Here is a 15496-nt window from a genome sequence, read left to right on the forward strand (position 1 = left end):
CGCCCATGTATTTGATCCCGAACAGGAAAATCCCCAGGCCGCCGAGAAACGTAAATATCAGCGTTTGAATATCCAAAACAATGATTCCTCCTCTTGATGTCTATCTAACACAGATTACTGCAATACCCTCTACAGTTTTAAAGGATGATAAGCTGTAGTGTAAATAAAGGAATTGTTAAGATTTTGTAAAGGGAGGGGAGAGTCTGCAGCAGGAAAGGAAATCCAGTATAGGCAGGGGAGAAGGCAGGAGAAAATTCTTCGCTTTTATACATTAAAAAACAGACTCCTTTGGATGGAGTCTGTTTTGTTTATATTCGTTTGTAAAATACCATTAATGATAGGAGGGACGATAAGGAGAAATACTGACATCATAAACCTCCCAGGCCTTTTTCAATGGTTGGACATCTGGAAGAAAATGAATGGCAACACCTTTTACAGCAAATGGATGCAGGGCACGAAACAGTACTTCTATATCTTCGTGCAGTGCAACCCAGGATTCGTCTGCATACCAGGATAGGCTCTCAGGCGTACCTACAATGATTTCCGTCCCCTGAATGGCATAACCGATAACCAGCGGTGTCATAAAGTGCTCCCTCCCTACGTGAAAACCAGAAGCCATGTCTTAATTTGAAGCAGGGATGGCTTGGAAAGTAATACTTTAAATCGTTATTCAATTGTCCTTGTCATCACCGTTGTACTGTTTTTAAAAACCATTTTGACGTGTGAGTATCTAATACTTCTACATAGTTTCCGAAAAATAAGGTTTTCTGATGAAGCTGCCAATATTTCCGGAATAAATGCATTGTCCATTCTTCAATGGAAAGCATCGTCTTGTCGTCCGGCGGTGAAGAAGTAATACAGTAGGTGCCGTAAAAAAAACGTTTAAGCCTCGGATTCACGTGAAGAGCGGGAGCATCGAGTGCAATATAGGCGGCATAGTTTAACGTTTTTGGCAGAGGATCATTGGCAAACAAAGAATAATTCTGCCATTCGTGAGGGTGATAATAATACATATAAAAAGGAAGCAGCAGCGCCATCTCAAAATTATCTGCTGCCTGCTGGACAAATTCCTCAACGCTTGAAGGCTCTTCCTGTTCAATGTGATTCATCATTTCTTCATACACAGCATGTTTCATTTCGTATTTCATGAATGCTGCTCCTTTCTCCGGGCCTGCAGCATTTAATAATAGATAAGCGTTATTTTAATATAAACGATTCGAACGGGCTGGAAGAATGTTGGAAAGGCACAGGCCCCGTTGTTTTAAAAGTAATTTTTGAAAATATAAAATTCTGTATTATTAAAATTATTTACCCGTTTAATGATATTTTACTCATATCTAAAGTTTCAATTAAAACTGTGTAAAAAATAGCATTATTGATACATTATTTAGAAAAAGATTCAGGGCCAGATGTAAATAAAAAATACTGGAAGAAAGAGCGTTAAGACAAGGAAATCAATAAATCCACCAACCATTTTATGTAAAATTGTGTACTGTTTTTTCGGTAAATGACTGTATACTTAGAAATTAAAATTTCAATACACTAAATATTACGATTGAGAAGTAACATTAAATCTACACAGAATCACGGAAAAATGGAAAATATAATTGAAAGGGTTTACATACAGAGTGGAATTAATTACAATGAGTTTATATTACGAAAGCGCTTACCCTAATTTAGGAGGTTCACATATGAAAAAAGTTAAAGTGGGTTTTTTAGGATCAGGCTTTATTGCTTCGGTACACGGCTCTATTCTGCAGGAGGACGAACGCGTGGAAATCACAGGAGTTGCAGACATTGTCCTGGATAATGCAAGAAAATTAGCAGACACTCTTGAGGGAAAGGTGCAGGCTGTGGAGACGCTGGATGAATTAATTGCTTTAGGGGTCGATACAGTATACGTGACCACCCCAAATACGACTCATGTGGAGCCTGTCATCAAATGCCTGGAAGCAGACCTGAATGTATTTAGTGAAAAACCGATGGCTGTGACCGAGGAGGGCGCTGAAAGAATCAGGGCAGCAGCAAAAGGATCAAAGGGTGTCTACAATCTGGGAATGAACCGGCGGTACGCAAATACCCATAAGAAGGTAAAAGAATGGATTGAAGGCGGAGACCTCGATCCGCATCTTGGCCAGTTTAAACTTAACCGCGGGGAATTACTTAAACCGGCATGGACAGCTGATTCAAGTAAAACAGGCGGCTTTTTGTACGAAACGACGATACACCAAATTGATCTTCTGCCGTACTTTTTCGGTCCGGTAAAAACTGTTCGGTGCGAAGCAAGACAAAATATTTCCGATAATGAATTTGACGATTTTGCGGTGCTGGTTACATTTGAAAACGGAGGTATTGCGACGCTTGTTTCTTCCGCTCATTCAGGCTGGAGTTTTCCTTTTGAAGCTATTGAAATCTACGGGAAATACTCTACAGCTACAACAGCTGAGCTTGAAACGGTTCGCTTGTCTCCCGGATTGGAAAAACAGATGATAGCCGAAGATTATACACAAGTGCCATTTTACGAGAAGGGCGGATATATCGAAGAAGACCGGCTGTTTATTGATGCTCTGGTAAATGACACAGCACCGCCAGTGGATGTGGATGATGCGTATCAATTAACGATGCTTATCAATGCCATTTATGAAAGCGCCAGATCGGGTGAGGAAATAGACTTTGCAAGTAGAGTAAAGGCACTAAAGAAAGTATAGAGGCAGGTTGCAGAAGGAGGAAAAAATGAAGTTTTCAATATGCAGCTGGGTATTTGGCGATCAGCCGATTGAGCAGACGATGCAGGATGTGGCAGAGATGGGGTATGACGAAATTGAAATTCATGCTCATGACTATGACTGGGACGAGCTAAACACACTGGCAAACGAATTACAGTTAACGATTCGCGGTTTAACAGCAAATGCCGGATGGCCTGATAAAGCGACAGATCTGTCCCAGACAGATCGGGCGATGCGAAAAAAAGCCGTAGAATATTTTCATGAACAGATCGACCGGGTGGCCAGAGCTGGTGCAGAATATTTTGTGATGTCCCCATGCGCGCCCGGCAAATCAGCTCCTGAAAACGGTGAGAAGCAAAACTGGGAGGCAGCTGTGAAATCCCTGCAGGAGCTAGCTCCTTACGCGGAAAGTCAAAATGTTATTTTAGTCCAGGAGCCGCTTAACCGGTATGAAAGCTGTATTATAAACAACGGGGCCCAGGCCCGTACGTTTGTAGAAGAAGTAAATCATTCTTCAGTGAAAACGATGCTTGATACGTTCCATATGAATATTGAAGAAACCAGCTTCGAGGCAGCTTTTCGTGATGTAGGAGAGGCCCTGGCGGACTTACACGTGGCAGACAGCAATAGACAGGGAATCGGAGAAGGCCGCCTTGACTGGGGGGAGTTAGCTGAAATCGTCAAAAAAACCGGCTACAATGGCACGATTACCTTAGAATGCCTGGCGCCGGGGAAAGATCCATTTAATCCCGACAAAGGAGAGGAACCGAAAGAAAAACTGTATCAGGACGCCGCTCAGTCGCTGCCGAAAATGAAACGGTTATTCGGCTAAAAACGCATTTATTTTTTAAAATTTACTTAAGCGCTTAAGTAAATTTGCAGGAAGCTTTTGCATTGAAAATATGCTGCTCCCTGCACAGAGAGAATATATGGAGGTGGAGAAACAATGGAAGAAGAAAAGAAAACAATTAATGTCGGAATGGTGGGCTACAAGATGATGGGGAGAGCCCACAGCCATGCGTACCGCGACGTTCCCTTCTATTTTGATAGTCCGGTAACGCCGAGACTTGATACGATTGTTGGAAGGGATTCTTCTCGGGTGGGGCCGGCTGCTGAAAAGATGGGCTGGTCCCGTCACACCACAGACTGGCGTTCCCTGATTAATCGTAGAGATATTGATTTGGTTGATATAGTGACTCCCAATGATACTCACAGTGAGATTGCCATTGCAGCAGCGGAAGCCGGCAAGCATGTGCTGTGTGAAAAGCCGTTGGCATTATCCGTGGAAGAAGCGGTCCGGATGCGCGATGCTGTGGAAAAAAATAATGTAACTCACATGCTCTGCCACAATTACCGGTTTGCTCCAGCGGTTCAGTTTGCCAAACAGCTGATTGACAGTGGAAAACTGGGGCGTATTTATCATATACGGGCAACATTTCTACAGGACTGGCTGATGGATCCCAACTACCCGCTCACCTGGCGCATGCAGAAAAATATTTCGGGCTCGGGTACGCTTGGCGATCTTGGCGCTCATATCATTGACCTTGCCAGATTTCTCGTAGGCGAATTTGACGAAGTAGCGGGAATGATGAAGACCTTTGTTAAAGAGCGCCCGCTTGGTGATACCGTGCACAATCTCCAGACGGAGATCCGGGAAGGCGAGTGGGGCGAAGTGACGGTCGATGACGCTTCTGCCTTTCTGGCTACTTTCCAGAACGGGGCGATGGGCACATTTGAGGCCTCCCGGTTCAGCCGCGGCAACCGTGCGGGCAATCGTTTTGAAATTAACGGGGAAAAAGGATCCATCCGCTGGGATATGGAAAACATGAATAACCTGGAGGTTTACTTTGAAGAAGACGAACCGGGACTGCAGGGATTCAAAACGATTAACTGCACGGAAGCAGAGCATCCCTTTGCCGGGAATTATTGGCCGGCTGCCCATATTCTCGGGTACGAGCACACCTTCGTCAATTTGATTGCTTCTCTGATGGACAATATTGGGAATCAAACGAGCGCAGCGCCGAACTTTGAAGACGGAGTGAGGAACCAGGCGATCCTGGAGGCTGTCGAACGCTCCGTAAACAAACGGGGATGGACGGCCATTTCCGAAATTTATAAACCAGACAGTGTTGAAATCAATTAAAGGAGGGTGTGCAATGGCACAGCAGGATATACGGGTAGCGGTTTTAGGTCTTGGAAGACTGGGGATGTTTCACGCAAGCAATATGATGAACAAAGTAAAAGGAGCGGAGCTTGTTTTGATTTGCGACCCGATCGCTGAGCATGCGGAAAGGGCTGCAGAGCAGCTTGGGGTACCGGCATGGACAGCGGACCCGGAGGAGGTTTTCCAGAATCCAGATATTGATGCGGTAGTGATCGTTACACCAACGAGCACGCATGCAGAGATGATTAAAAAGGCGGCATCATACGGGAAGCAGATATTTGTGGAAAAACCGCTCACCTCCACCATCGAAGAAGCGGATGAAGTCATTGAAGTGGTAAAGAAAGCGGACGTCATCTGCCAGGTAGGCTTTATGCGAAGGTACGATCCGGGATACTTTGATGCCAAGCAGCGGATTGATGCCGGAGAGATCGGAAAACCGATTTATTTTAAAGGCTTCACACGCGACAGCGGGTCACCGCCGGCCTCCTTCATTAAAAACAGCGGCGGTATCTTTCTGGATTGCTCCATTCACGATTACGACATCGCACGGTATTTAATGAGCTCCGAAATTTCCTCGGTTTCCGGTCATGGACGGATTTTAATGAATCCATTCATGGAAGAATATAACGACGTCGACCAGGCCATTACGTACCTCGAGTTTGAAAACGGCGGAGCGGGCGATGTGGAAGCAAGCCGGAATTCGCCGTATGGACACGATATCCGGGCCGAAATTATCGGAACAGAGGGCGCCATCTTTGTCGGTTCCCTGCGTAACAGCGATGTCACTGTTCAGAGCAGCACAGGAAGCAACCACGAGATTGTACCTAACTTTCAGATGAGATTCCGCGAAGCATACGTGCAGGAGCTCGAACAATTTATTAAATGTGTCAAAGGAGAAGAAAGTCCGCGGGTTACTTCAGTGGATTCCAAAATCAATATGCAGGTAGCGCTCGCAGCAACCCGTTCCTATATGAATAATGGAGAGCGTATCAATATGCAGGAACTGTACTAGGACAAAGTGTACGTACTGTAAAAAGGAAGGGGAGGAAGAGATGCTGTATGGATTAAACGGCTCTACAACGGATCAGTGTACGTTGGAAGAAGATATCCTTGTTGCAGAGCATGCAGGCTATGACGTAGTAGAGCTTAGGACGTACAAGCTCGAGAGCTTTTTAAAGGATCATACACTCGATGATCTGACTGAGCTGTTCGCACGGACATCCGTGAAGGCGGATGCCATCAATGCCATCGAATTCTTTAACCTGAAGCAGGGGGAGGAGAGGGAGCAGGTGTTAAAAGACACAGAAAAATGGTGTCAAATCGCAAGCGCTGCCGGGTCATCCTACGTCATTGCTGTTCCGAGCCCGAGGCCTCCGGATATTTCAGATGAAGAAATCGTAAAAGACAGCGTGCAAATGCTTCAGGAAATGAGCGATATTGCAGGCAAATACCAGGTGAACATTGCACTTGAATTTATAGGTATTCAGGAGTTTTCGATAAAGACCCTCGAAGCTGCCAGAGAAGTTATGGAGAAAGTACATCGTGAAAATGTCGGGCTCGTTTTGGACGTTTTTCATTTTTACACCGGAGGCTCTTCTCTGGATGCGATTGAACAAACGCCATCTGAAAAAATATTTGTATTTCATATTAACGATGCAGAACATGCACGAATAGAAGAGCTTGAAGACAAAGACCGAATTTTTCCGGGTCTCGGAGTAATTCCTTTACAAGAGATCGGGAACAGAGTGCAGAGAACGGGACATATACGTATGGTCGGTTTGGAGTTGTTCCGGCCCGACTACTGGGAAATGGAAAAATACCACTTAGGAGAGCAGTCTTACCGGCATGTAAAAGAGGCATTGGATAAAATGTTTATATAAAGGTCAGATAATTCATACAAATAAAAGTTCAATGTTCATCTGACGGCTGCTGGTTGATAAACTTCTTTCCCGAAACCACGAAAAACTCATATTGAGCCTATTTCCCTTAAGGAAAGAAAGGAGGAAGGAAGGGAGGACCTTTCCCTTCTTAAATTCAAATGAAAAACAATCAAAGTTTTTATATAGTATCAGTTGCACTGGTTGCTTCACTGGGAGGGCTGCTCTTTGGCTATGACACGGCCGTTATTGCCGGAGCAGAACAATCGGTGCAGCTGTATCTCGTGGATAGTTTAGGATTAGGTTCGCTTATTCATGGATTGACCGTTTCAAGCGCCCTTGCCGGTTGTATTATCGGGGCCTTAATATCCGGCTTCATTGCGAATAGTATTGGCCGGCGGAATACGCTGATTATTGCTGCGACTTTGTTTGCTTTATCTGCCCTGGGATCTGCTTATCCGGAGCTTTTCTTTTTCACCCGGGGTGAGCCAACATTATCTTTGCTGATTACATTTAACCTGTACCGTATTCTCGGTGGTATTGGTGTAGGTCTTGCCTCCGCGATTGCGCCGGTTTACATCAGCGAAATGAGTCCCCAGCATATCCGCGGGAAGCTTGTGGTGCTGTATAACATGGCCGTTGTGTTCGGTCAGACAGTCGTATACATCGTAAACTGGGGAATCTCACGGGGGCAGTCAAGCGCCTGGATCGACGAAACCGGCTGGAGACTTATGTTCGCTTCCGAGCTCGTGCCGGCTGCATTGTTTTTCTTTTTGCTTCTATTTATTCCGGAGACGCCGAGGTATCTGGCTCTTAAAAATGCAGATACGCAGGCATACAATGTACTGGAAAAGCTGCACGGATCCAAGGAAGCTGCCAGTCGTACGCTTTCGAGTATCCAGGAATCACTAAATACCAAAGTGCAGAAAGTCAACTTATTTTATTACGGTAAGCTGGTTTTGATCGTTGGTTTCACTATTGCTGTCCTGCAGCAGTTCATCGGGATAAATATTATTCTCTACTATGCTCCGCGAATATTTGAAAGCCTCGGCGCCGGTCAGTCCGCTTCGATGCTTCAAACTGTGCTTGTAGGTGCTATAGGCGTTGTTGTTTCCTTGATTGCGATTCGTCTCATCGACAGAAACGGGAGGAAATTTTTGCTGTTATTAGGCTCAGCAGGGTGTGCTATATGTTTAGTGACTGTAGCTATGCTGTTCTTTGCAGGTATTTACGGTGTCGCCACTCTTGTATTTATTTTAGGATTTGTAGCGTTTTTCCAAATGACATGGGGGCCAGTCGCCTGGGTAATGCTTTCAGAAATGTTTCCGAATAAAATCAGAGGCCAGGCAATGTCGCTTGCTGTAACGCTTGTCTGGGGTGCTAATTTATTAGCTTCCACGACGTTTCCACCGCTGAATGAAGCCTTTGGTGTCGGGTCATTTTTGATCTACGGCTCGGTAAGCACGTTCGCGTTCTTCTTTATTTGGAAATTCGTGCCTGAAACGAAAAATAAATCGCTCGAAGAAATTGAGCAAATCTGGCTCGATCAAAAATCGAAAAATGATCAGGCAAAAGCAGATAGACAGTCTAAACTATCCTAGGATAATGGTGATAAAAATTTAAGACAAAAAGCCGAGGAACCTTTAGAAGATTCCCGGCTTTTGTAACTGAAAGTAGGTTTTACAGTGAAAATAGGACTGAACGGATCGACTACAAATCAATGCGACTTACTTGAAGACATTGAAGTAGCAGAAAAGGCAGGGTTTGAGACATTAGAGCTCCGCACCTATAAGCTCGACTCTTATTTGGAAGATCATTCAATTACGGAGCTGGCAGAGCGCTTTCGAAAGTCCGCAGTTCGTCCCTGCGCCATCAATTCTATCGAGTTTTTTAATATGAAACCGGAGCTTGAGCAGCAGAAAATGCTGCAGGAAACAGAGCGCTGGTGCCGGATCGCTTCAAAAATAGGATGCCCATACGTAATCGCCGTGCCTAGTGAATTACCGGAGGGAATACCTAATGAGGACATTATCGAAAACACGTCCCGAATGCTTGAACGTATGGGGAGTATTGCTTCAAAGCACAATGTGAGTATAGCCTTTGAATTCATCGGCTATAAAAGTTTTTCCGTAAATGAGCTAAAAATGGCTGATTACATTGTATCGCGTACGGATCGACCCAATGTCGGCCTGGTTTTTGACGCCTACCACTTCTTTATTGGAGGCTCGCAGCTCCAGGATCTTGAACAACTGGATAAAGATAAATTATTTATTTTTCATATTGATGATGCCGAAGATGTGGCGGAAGAAGAGCGGACTGAAGCGAACCGGGTATTTCCGACTCTGGGAATTATTCCACTGCAGGATATCGGAAACACCCTGAAGCAGATTGGATACAACGGGGCAGCCAGTCTGGAGCTTTTTCGTGAAGAATATTGGGAGATGGAAAAACAGGAGTGCGCGAACACTGCCTATTATTATGTAGAAAAGGCTCTTAATGAAATATCCTCAAATTAAACAATTCGTATACAAGCTTTCGTAAATTTGCTAAAAAAGTGAAGTGATTGAATATCCAATACGTATTTGTTTATAATAAACCGTCAAAAGTATAAACGTTGAAGGAAAGAGGGAAGTTAATAAGAAGGAGAAAGAGGAGAAAAATGAAACCAACCATTTACGATGTGGCAGAACGGGCGGGAGTTTCGATTGCTACGGTCTCAAAAGTAATCAATGACAAAGCCGATGTCGGACAAAAAACGAAAAAAAGAATACTGAAGATAATAGAAGAAGTAGGATATCATCCAAGCATGGTAGCCTCCGCGCTTACGGGGAAGCATACGCATACCATTGGACTGGTGATTCCCGATATTGCAAACCCATTCTTTGCAGAGCTCGCGAGAAGTGTAGAAGATACAGGACACGCAAATGGATACAGTGTGGTTATATGCAATACTGACAATGATCCCGAAAAAGAAGTCCAGTATTTGTGGTGGCTGAATCAAAAAAAAGTGGATGGAGTCGTGCTGGGCACCGGTATGCATAATATGGAATCACTCAGAGAATTTATGAATCAAAATATTCCCGTGGTGCTGGTGTCCCGGGATATCCCCACTATTGCTGTCAGCACTGTACTGGTGGACGATTTTCGGGGAGGTTACCTGGCCGCCCAGCACTTGCTGGCATTAAACCACCGGGAAGTACTGCTGCTGGTTGGGGATTTGGACAATTCAAGTGAACAGAACCGTTTGAGAGGGTTTTACGCAGCTTTTGAAGAGGCGGGGCTTCCTAAAAAGAATGTAAAAATTATAGAAGAGCTGATGACTACCCAGCAGGCTGAGCAGGCTGTAATGGATAGGCTGAAAAAAGACATTAATATCAGTGCGGCGTTTGCCCTGACAGACTTTTTGGCTATAGGAAGCATACAGGGCGCGAGAGGAATTGGAAAAAGTGTGCCCGATGACTTCTCGGTAGTAGGATTTGATGACACGTTCATTGCTGTTCTCAGCCACCCGCCGCTGACCACGATCTCCCAGCCAATCGTGGAAATGGGGGAAGTTGTTACCCAGACGCTCGTAGATCAGATTAAAGGAAAAAAACAGTCAAGCAGAACGATTATTTTGGCTCCGGAAATAAAAGTAAGGCGAACTACAGCTGAAAATAATATAAGCCTGCAGGAACCAGTTCAATGAGGTGTCTAAGCTGTTTTAAGATCTCAAATTGTGTCCAATAAAAAGCAATGTCCCTCCATTAACAGGAAAGGCATTGCTTTTGTAACGCTATTTACTTTTGCGGAACTCGGCTTTCTGTATTTCGGCTTTCGTTTGTTCGATCAGTTTATCACTCATATTAGCCATGGCCTGGGTGTGCGGGTTATAGCTGAAAAAGATAGCTGGGAGAGGGAAAGAGGCTTCTTTTGTTTCAGCCCAGACCTCTTCAATTTCTTCCGGCAATTCATAAAACCCCACAGCCCAAACGTCAGGGAGCACATGATAATGGCTGTTAAGGAGGTTTACGTTTTGTCCTCCTTCAAACAACTGTCTTCGGGTATAATGCCGTTCCACTACCGTACCGTCCTCCTGAAGCATTACTGCCCGGTATTTTGTTTCTTCCATAATAATTGACCTTCTTTCTGGAACATTAATTTATAATTTGTCGAATGAAATCTAAACTTCATGTTCCCGGTGAAAAGTAAAAATAAAAGTATTAACAACCGGACGAGAACTTTAATTGTGCAAAAGGTCTGTTTCAAAGAAAGACAGAGGCTTTAAACACTGCCAAATCAAGCATTAGTATTTTTAGAGTGGCAGGGACAGGTACGAACATGGTCATCCACCATACCAATGGCCTGCATAAATGAATACACCGTTACCGGTCCGACAAATTTGAATTTCCGTTTTTTCAATTCCCTGCTTATTTGAGAGGACAGCTCTGTATAAGATGGAACCTCTGTTTCTTCTTTCCGCTCATGAATAATTGGGTTAAAATCAACATACCGCCAAAAGAAGGAAGACAGGCTGCCGTATTCTTCCTGGATTGTCAGGACTTTTGCAGCGTTGCTTCGCACAGAAGCTAATTTGGCAGAATGTTTAATCACGCCGTAATGATGCCGAATATACTCCAGGTCTTCGGCTGCCATGGAGGCGCACTTCTGAATATCAAATTGCTGAAAAGCTTCCTGGTAATGGTGCCGTTTAGCAAGCACCGTGTTCCAGGAGAGTCCGGATTGAGCGCCTTCCAGCGTTAGCATTTCAAATAAATAGCTGTCATCTGTATTCGGACGTCCCCATTCATTATCATGATACTCCTGCATACGTTCATTTTTTTGTGACCACGAACATCTTTCCAAATGAGATCCCTCCTTTTGATAACAGTACTGACTGTAATGAAATAACTATATCATAAGGCAGGGCGTGCTGAAGCACAGGACTTTGCCTGGTTTAAAAAGCTACATTCAAAGGCTCCAGTCAATTTTAAACAAAAGCAGATTTCCTGTTACATTTTTGTAATGTAATGGTTTTCAAAGTTTTTTTTATACGCTAGGATAGGAAAAAAGAATCGTTAGAGAAAAACATAGCCAGTGGAATTAATCCTGAAAAATCGTAAGCAGCAGTCTCATCAAATAACCTGGTAATAATAGAGGGGTGGCTCTTGCTGGAAAATAGAGAATATCAACAATCATTACATGAGGGTGTTAATCCAGCAATTGTAAGAGAGGTTGGATACGCAGAAGCGTTAATATACAGTGCGCTCATAAACGAATTTAAAGAGCAAACGGCTTATTTTGGATTTTTGGAGAACGGATGGTTTCACTGCCAGGAGGCTGAACTTGCAGCGCAAACAGAGATGTCAGAACGCTATTTACGTAAAAAAGTTAGAAAATTACAACGATTAGGGTTTATAGAAAAAAGGAAGCTTTATGGCGAAAACCTTAATTACTATCGGATAGCTGTATAATGAAACAGAAGAAGTTTTTGCTGGATTACACGTCTATTTATAAATGCTGTTCTTAAAATCATAAACTAAATTGAATAAGTCCTTTGAGTTTTTTTAAACTTGAAGGGCTTATTTTTATGTCTCTGTGGCCAAAGTGAGTACAAACAAAAGAAAAACGAGCCGACGTGATCAGCAAAACGAACAGGAGGAATAACATCAGTCCCCACTTATTCCGGCAGTTGAAATCCGTTTTTAATGACAGCTGTCTTTTCTCTTCGGGAGAAAGCCCGCTGTTTTATTTGGCGGAGGTTTTCAAAAAATATGGATAAAAGAAAGTTTTGTACTTATTAGTTTGATTAAGGGGTATATAAGGTAAAGTAGTTTAAAAATGAAGAAATTTTTGGAAAATATCCGGAAACGGGCGGGAAATGAGGGAGAACCGATGGCTGTACGGGAATCAGCTTCCGATGAATACCAACAATCGGCAGTAGTCATCGTCGATAATGAAGGAGTGGAAGAAAGAGTAAATCTTCGCGTTTTGAGTAATAAAGCTATAAAAGCATTGGCAAAGGACAGCGGCTTAAAAATTAAATCAACCAGAAAACAGGATATGATTGATGAAATTATAAATCAGTCAGATGGCTTTAAGCTGACGATTCAACATGAGGAAGCAGAAAATGCAGAAGGCTCGTCTACAAGTCAAAAAAATGAAGAAAATTACGCCGGAGTCATTATTTCGAATAAAGATGGTAATGAAGAAGAGGTTAACCTGTATTCGATGGATAAGCAGGCTGTTAAAAAATTGGCGGCAGACAGCGGACTGCAGGTAACGAAAGAAGATAAAAACGGTATGATTAAGGAAATCATGAAACAGGTTAATGAAGCGTATCAGGGGACACAAGAAACGTCTGATGAGAATAATAACGAAAACGAGTCTGAAAATGAAGAAGGTAAGAGCAACGCAGACGAATCAGGTGCCGCAACTTCTTCTTTCCTATCGAAAGCTGCACATGAAAGCCTCGTCCGTGGAGTTACACGTACCCTGGCTTCAGAATGGAAGAACGACATGCATAAAAAGCTCAAAGAAGAGCTCAAGCAGCAGGTGAAAAATGACTTTATGGAGAATTCATGGGACGATTTGATAAAAGAAATGAGGCGAGAAGCCACAAAAAGCAGCGACAGCAGAAAAAGTACTTCGTCTATCAAGGCCCTTGCCGACAAATAAAGGTTCGGCAGGGTCATTCAGAGTTGAGCAGTAAAGAAAGGAGAAAACATAATGACTGATAAAAAAGATAAAGTTACCTACGGGCTGATGGCAGCCGGAAGTTTGATCGGAGGAGCTATCCCGATGATCACAAAGGGGATTAAAAAGAAAGACGGGGAGGAGGAGTCTTCTGAAGATTCGAAGGAAGAAACCAATGCTTCGGAGGAAGAAAATGAAAGCGGGGGAGCAGCTTCCTTGTTGAAGAAGCCTCTAAAAAAAGCCGGGGAAGCCAAAGACAGCGTAAAGCAGACCGCAGAAAAATCGAAAGCGAAAATTCCCGGCATGTCAGGATCATCTTCAGAGAATAAAAATGAAGAACAGACGCCTAAAAAAGCAAGAATGGTTTCTAAAAATGAAGGCAGGCCGCAATTAAAAAATGCAGGGAACGCAGCCGGCTCTGCTTCCAAAGGAAAACCGGCGCCTTCTAAAAAGAAAAAATCCAAACAGAATGGCCCCCGGCTTACCGAAGTAATGGATAGCGTCAATGCATTTTTCGAAAACTATGTAGCTGAACCAAAGCGTATTACTTCTACAGAAGAAAAGGACGGCGTGTGGCACGTAAAAATCGATGTGCTGAACAACGATGGCAGAAAAACGAAAGTGGAAACGTACGAAGCCACCGTAGACGAAGACCTGGAGATCACTTCATATAAGCAGGTGAAATAAATTCTACTATTAAGCTTGGCCCCATGCAGACTTCTCAAAAAGAAGTGCTGTATGGGTTTTTTAGTTGATGATATGCCCTGGAAAAGCTTAAAAACTAATAGATTTACCACGTACAAGCAAAATTCAAAAGTATTTTCTTTCTTTATTTCTAATAATGTTACGCGAACACGGGCTTATTGTAATAATAGCGTAATATTTTAAATATATTTTCAGTAGTAATGAGTAAAAATACGGCAGTTTTTAGTGGAATATGTGCAGGAATACCTGTTAATTTTACATAATATGAAAAACTATTAAGGTTAGATTACAACTAAATTAATGTTATTGCCATTTGTGCTTTTTCAAGGCATAATCGGTAGCGTTGTGTTTGAGAGACGGCACAAAAAACAAAAGCAGTAAAACAACATGATAATCAATGCAGTGACGACGTAAAGGCAAGTAAACATATAGGTAAACTTTTCAATGGATTTCGTCATTAGGACGAATAACAAATATTATAATTAAAAAGGATGAATTATTTATGATGAAAAAGACACTATTCGGTACAGCAATTACAGCAGGCGTCGTATTCGGAGCACCACAGGCAGCAGACGCATCCATCGGTGACCATGGTTCTATGACTTACGGCGACGTTAACTCCTCTGTTGCAGAGCTTCAGGACACGCTGAAGGAAAAAGGCTACTTCCACGGAAATACTGGTTCTACATTCGGCCCAAGAACGCTCAGCGCCGTAAAAGACTTTCAGGCAGCAAACGGTATTTCTTCTTCTGCGGGCAACTACTTCGGCGTAGCCGGCCCAGAAACGCAGGCAGCTCTCGGCGGATCTTCTGAGTCCTCCAGTGAATCCAGCGAAGAAGTAGCAGGAGCTTCGACTTCCGAGTCCTCGAACAGCACAAGCGGCGGCGAAACCATGACAGTGGAAGCAACAGCATACACTGCTGAGTGTGCAGGCTGCAGCGGCATCACGGCAACAGGCGTTAACCTTAACAACGATCGTGACGCTAACGTCATCGCTGTTGATCCGGACGTTATCCCACTCGGCTCCACTGTAAAAGTGGAAGGCATGGGCACTTATAAAGCAGAAGACACTGGCGGCGCTATTAACGGCAATCGCATCGACGTTCACGTACCAACCAACTCCGAAGCACTTTCCTTCGGCCGTAAGGACGTTGAAGTAACAGTAGTCGACTAATCATCATAATAAACGGACCGAAACCGGAGGAAATTCTCCGGTTTCGGTTTTTTTAGCTTGAAAAAGGCTTTAAAGGGTCTTGAATTATATTAATTGTTTTTCTAGGTTCATAAACGGTTATTATATTAATAATAATGATTTTAATCTTCGTCTAATAATGATAGTCTATATTTGG

General features: G+C 43.4%; 16 protein-coding genes. 12 read left to right on the plus strand and 4 right to left on the minus strand.

The genetic code is table 11. From position 1 onward, the window contains the following. Positions 1 to 331 precede the first annotated feature (331 nt). Both ACTRXH_RS13840 and ACTRXH_RS13845 read right to left on the minus strand, forming a co-directional pair. Positions 332 to 583 (minus strand): hypothetical protein, encoded by a 252-nt coding sequence (locus ACTRXH_RS13840; protein ID WP_474264154.1) that lies wholly within the window; start codon positions 581 to 583, stop codon positions 332 to 334. Positions 584 to 686: 103 nt separating this feature from the next. After that, positions 687 to 1148 carry a hypothetical protein gene (locus tag ACTRXH_RS13845; RefSeq protein WP_474282613.1) on the minus strand — a complete coding sequence of 154 codons (462 nt, stop codon included), beginning with the start codon at positions 1146 to 1148 and terminating at the stop codon, positions 687 to 689. A gap of 543 nt (positions 1149 to 1691) precedes the next feature. Here ACTRXH_RS13845 and ACTRXH_RS13850 point away from each other — a divergent pair. The 8 genes from ACTRXH_RS13850 to ACTRXH_RS13885 all read left to right on the plus strand — a co-directional run bounded on the left by ACTRXH_RS13850 (position 1692) and on the right by ACTRXH_RS13885 (position 10455). Next, positions 1692 to 2708 (plus strand): Gfo/Idh/MocA family protein, encoded by a 1017-nt coding sequence (locus tag ACTRXH_RS13850; RefSeq protein WP_474282615.1) that lies wholly within the window; start codon positions 1692 to 1694, stop codon positions 2706 to 2708. Positions 2709 to 2733: 25 nt separating this feature from the next. Next, positions 2734 to 3558, plus strand: a complete 825-nt coding sequence (locus ACTRXH_RS13855; protein ID WP_474282617.1) for a sugar phosphate isomerase/epimerase family protein — start codon at positions 2734 to 2736, stop codon at positions 3556 to 3558. 114 nt (positions 3559 to 3672) lie between these two features. After that, complete coding sequence (locus ACTRXH_RS13860) at positions 3673 to 4869, plus strand: Gfo/Idh/MocA family protein (RefSeq protein WP_474282620.1); 1197 nt, start codon at positions 3673 to 3675, stop codon at positions 4867 to 4869. Between the two features lie 13 nt (positions 4870 to 4882). Continuing rightward, positions 4883 to 5902, plus strand: a complete 1020-nt coding sequence (locus ACTRXH_RS13865; protein WP_474282622.1) for a Gfo/Idh/MocA family oxidoreductase — start codon at positions 4883 to 4885, stop codon at positions 5900 to 5902. Positions 5903 to 5942: 40 nt separating this feature from the next. Continuing rightward, a complete protein-coding gene (locus tag ACTRXH_RS13870; RefSeq protein ID WP_474282624.1) occupies positions 5943 to 6770 on the plus strand; it encodes a sugar phosphate isomerase/epimerase family protein in 828 nt (275 codons plus the stop codon). A 158-nt stretch (positions 6771 to 6928) separates the two neighbouring features. Continuing rightward, positions 6929 to 8368, plus strand: a complete 1440-nt coding sequence (locus ACTRXH_RS13875; protein WP_474282626.1) for a sugar porter family MFS transporter — start codon at positions 6929 to 6931, stop codon at positions 8366 to 8368. A gap of 84 nt (positions 8369 to 8452) precedes the next feature. Further along, on the plus strand, positions 8453 to 9283 hold the full coding sequence (locus ACTRXH_RS13880) for a sugar phosphate isomerase/epimerase family protein (protein WP_474282628.1): 831 nt from the start codon (positions 8453 to 8455) through the stop codon (positions 9281 to 9283). Between the two features lie 143 nt (positions 9284 to 9426). After that, on the plus strand, positions 9427 to 10455 hold the full coding sequence (locus ACTRXH_RS13885; protein ID WP_474282630.1) for a LacI family DNA-binding transcriptional regulator: 1029 nt from the start codon (positions 9427 to 9429) through the stop codon (positions 10453 to 10455). 87 nt (positions 10456 to 10542) lie between these two features. On the opposite strand, the gene ACTRXH_RS13890 is transcribed toward ACTRXH_RS13885, so the two are convergent. Both ACTRXH_RS13890 and ACTRXH_RS13895 read right to left on the minus strand, forming a co-directional pair. Next, a complete protein-coding gene (locus ACTRXH_RS13890; RefSeq protein ID WP_474282632.1) occupies positions 10543 to 10878 on the minus strand; it encodes a hypothetical protein in 336 nt (111 codons plus the stop codon). 167 nt (positions 10879 to 11045) lie between these two features. Further along, positions 11046 to 11612, minus strand: coding sequence for a DNA-3-methyladenine glycosylase I (locus ACTRXH_RS13895; RefSeq protein ID WP_474279397.1), 567 nt, complete (start codon positions 11610 to 11612; stop codon positions 11046 to 11048). A gap of 302 nt (positions 11613 to 11914) precedes the next feature. Here ACTRXH_RS13895 and ACTRXH_RS13900 point away from each other — a divergent pair, with 302 nt between their 5' ends. The 4 genes from ACTRXH_RS13900 to ACTRXH_RS13915 all read left to right on the plus strand — a co-directional run bounded on the left by ACTRXH_RS13900 (position 11915) and on the right by ACTRXH_RS13915 (position 15321). Continuing rightward, positions 11915 to 12220, plus strand: coding sequence for a hypothetical protein (locus ACTRXH_RS13900; RefSeq protein ID WP_474279399.1), 306 nt, complete (start codon positions 11915 to 11917; stop codon positions 12218 to 12220). A 367-nt stretch (positions 12221 to 12587) separates the two neighbouring features. Continuing rightward, positions 12588 to 13424, plus strand: coding sequence for a hypothetical protein (locus ACTRXH_RS13905; RefSeq protein ID WP_474279402.1), 837 nt, complete (start codon positions 12588 to 12590; stop codon positions 13422 to 13424). Positions 13425 to 13475: 51 nt separating this feature from the next. Next, a complete protein-coding gene (locus ACTRXH_RS13910) occupies positions 13476 to 14129 on the plus strand; it encodes a hypothetical protein (RefSeq protein WP_474279404.1) in 654 nt (217 codons plus the stop codon). Positions 14130 to 14649: 520 nt separating this feature from the next. Continuing rightward, positions 14650 to 15321 carry a 3D domain-containing protein gene (locus ACTRXH_RS13915; protein WP_474264184.1) on the plus strand — a complete coding sequence of 224 codons (672 nt, stop codon included), beginning with the start codon at positions 14650 to 14652 and terminating at the stop codon, positions 15319 to 15321. The last annotated feature ends 175 nt before the right edge of the window (positions 15322 to 15496 follow it).

Source organism: Marinococcus sp. LNHM5E3-2.1, assembly GCF_056034365.1.

What these genes read in the sequence shown, in the direction of transcription:
- ACTRXH_RS13840 (WP_474264154.1), bottom strand. Translation starts at nt 583, where the DNA reads ATGACACCGCTGGTTATCGGTTATGCCATTCAGGGGACGGAAATCATT.
- ACTRXH_RS13845 (WP_474282613.1), bottom strand. Translation starts at nt 1,148, where the DNA reads ATGAAATACGAAATGAAACATGCTGTGTATGAAGAAATGATGAATCAC.
- ACTRXH_RS13850 (WP_474282615.1), top strand. Translation starts at nt 1,692, where the DNA reads ATGAAAAAAGTTAAAGTGGGTTTTTTAGGATCAGGCTTTATTGCTTCG.
- ACTRXH_RS13855 (WP_474282617.1), top strand. Translation starts at nt 2,734, where the DNA reads ATGAAGTTTTCAATATGCAGCTGGGTATTTGGCGATCAGCCGATTGAG.
- ACTRXH_RS13860 (WP_474282620.1), top strand. Translation starts at nt 3,673, where the DNA reads ATGGAAGAAGAAAAGAAAACAATTAATGTCGGAATGGTGGGCTACAAG.
- ACTRXH_RS13865 (WP_474282622.1), top strand. Translation starts at nt 4,883, where the DNA reads ATGGCACAGCAGGATATACGGGTAGCGGTTTTAGGTCTTGGAAGACTG.
- ACTRXH_RS13870 (WP_474282624.1), top strand. Translation starts at nt 5,943, where the DNA reads ATGCTGTATGGATTAAACGGCTCTACAACGGATCAGTGTACGTTGGAA.
- ACTRXH_RS13875 (WP_474282626.1), top strand. Translation starts at nt 6,929, where the DNA reads ATGAAAAACAATCAAAGTTTTTATATAGTATCAGTTGCACTGGTTGCT.
- ACTRXH_RS13885 (WP_474282630.1), top strand. Translation starts at nt 9,427, where the DNA reads ATGAAACCAACCATTTACGATGTGGCAGAACGGGCGGGAGTTTCGATT.
- ACTRXH_RS13890 (WP_474282632.1), bottom strand. Translation starts at nt 10,878, where the DNA reads ATGGAAGAAACAAAATACCGGGCAGTAATGCTTCAGGAGGACGGTACG.
- ACTRXH_RS13905 (WP_474279402.1), top strand. Translation starts at nt 12,588, where the DNA reads ATGAAGAAATTTTTGGAAAATATCCGGAAACGGGCGGGAAATGAGGGA.
- ACTRXH_RS13910 (WP_474279404.1), top strand. Translation starts at nt 13,476, where the DNA reads ATGACTGATAAAAAAGATAAAGTTACCTACGGGCTGATGGCAGCCGGA.
- ACTRXH_RS13915 (WP_474264184.1), top strand. Translation starts at nt 14,650, where the DNA reads ATGATGAAAAAGACACTATTCGGTACAGCAATTACAGCAGGCGTCGTA.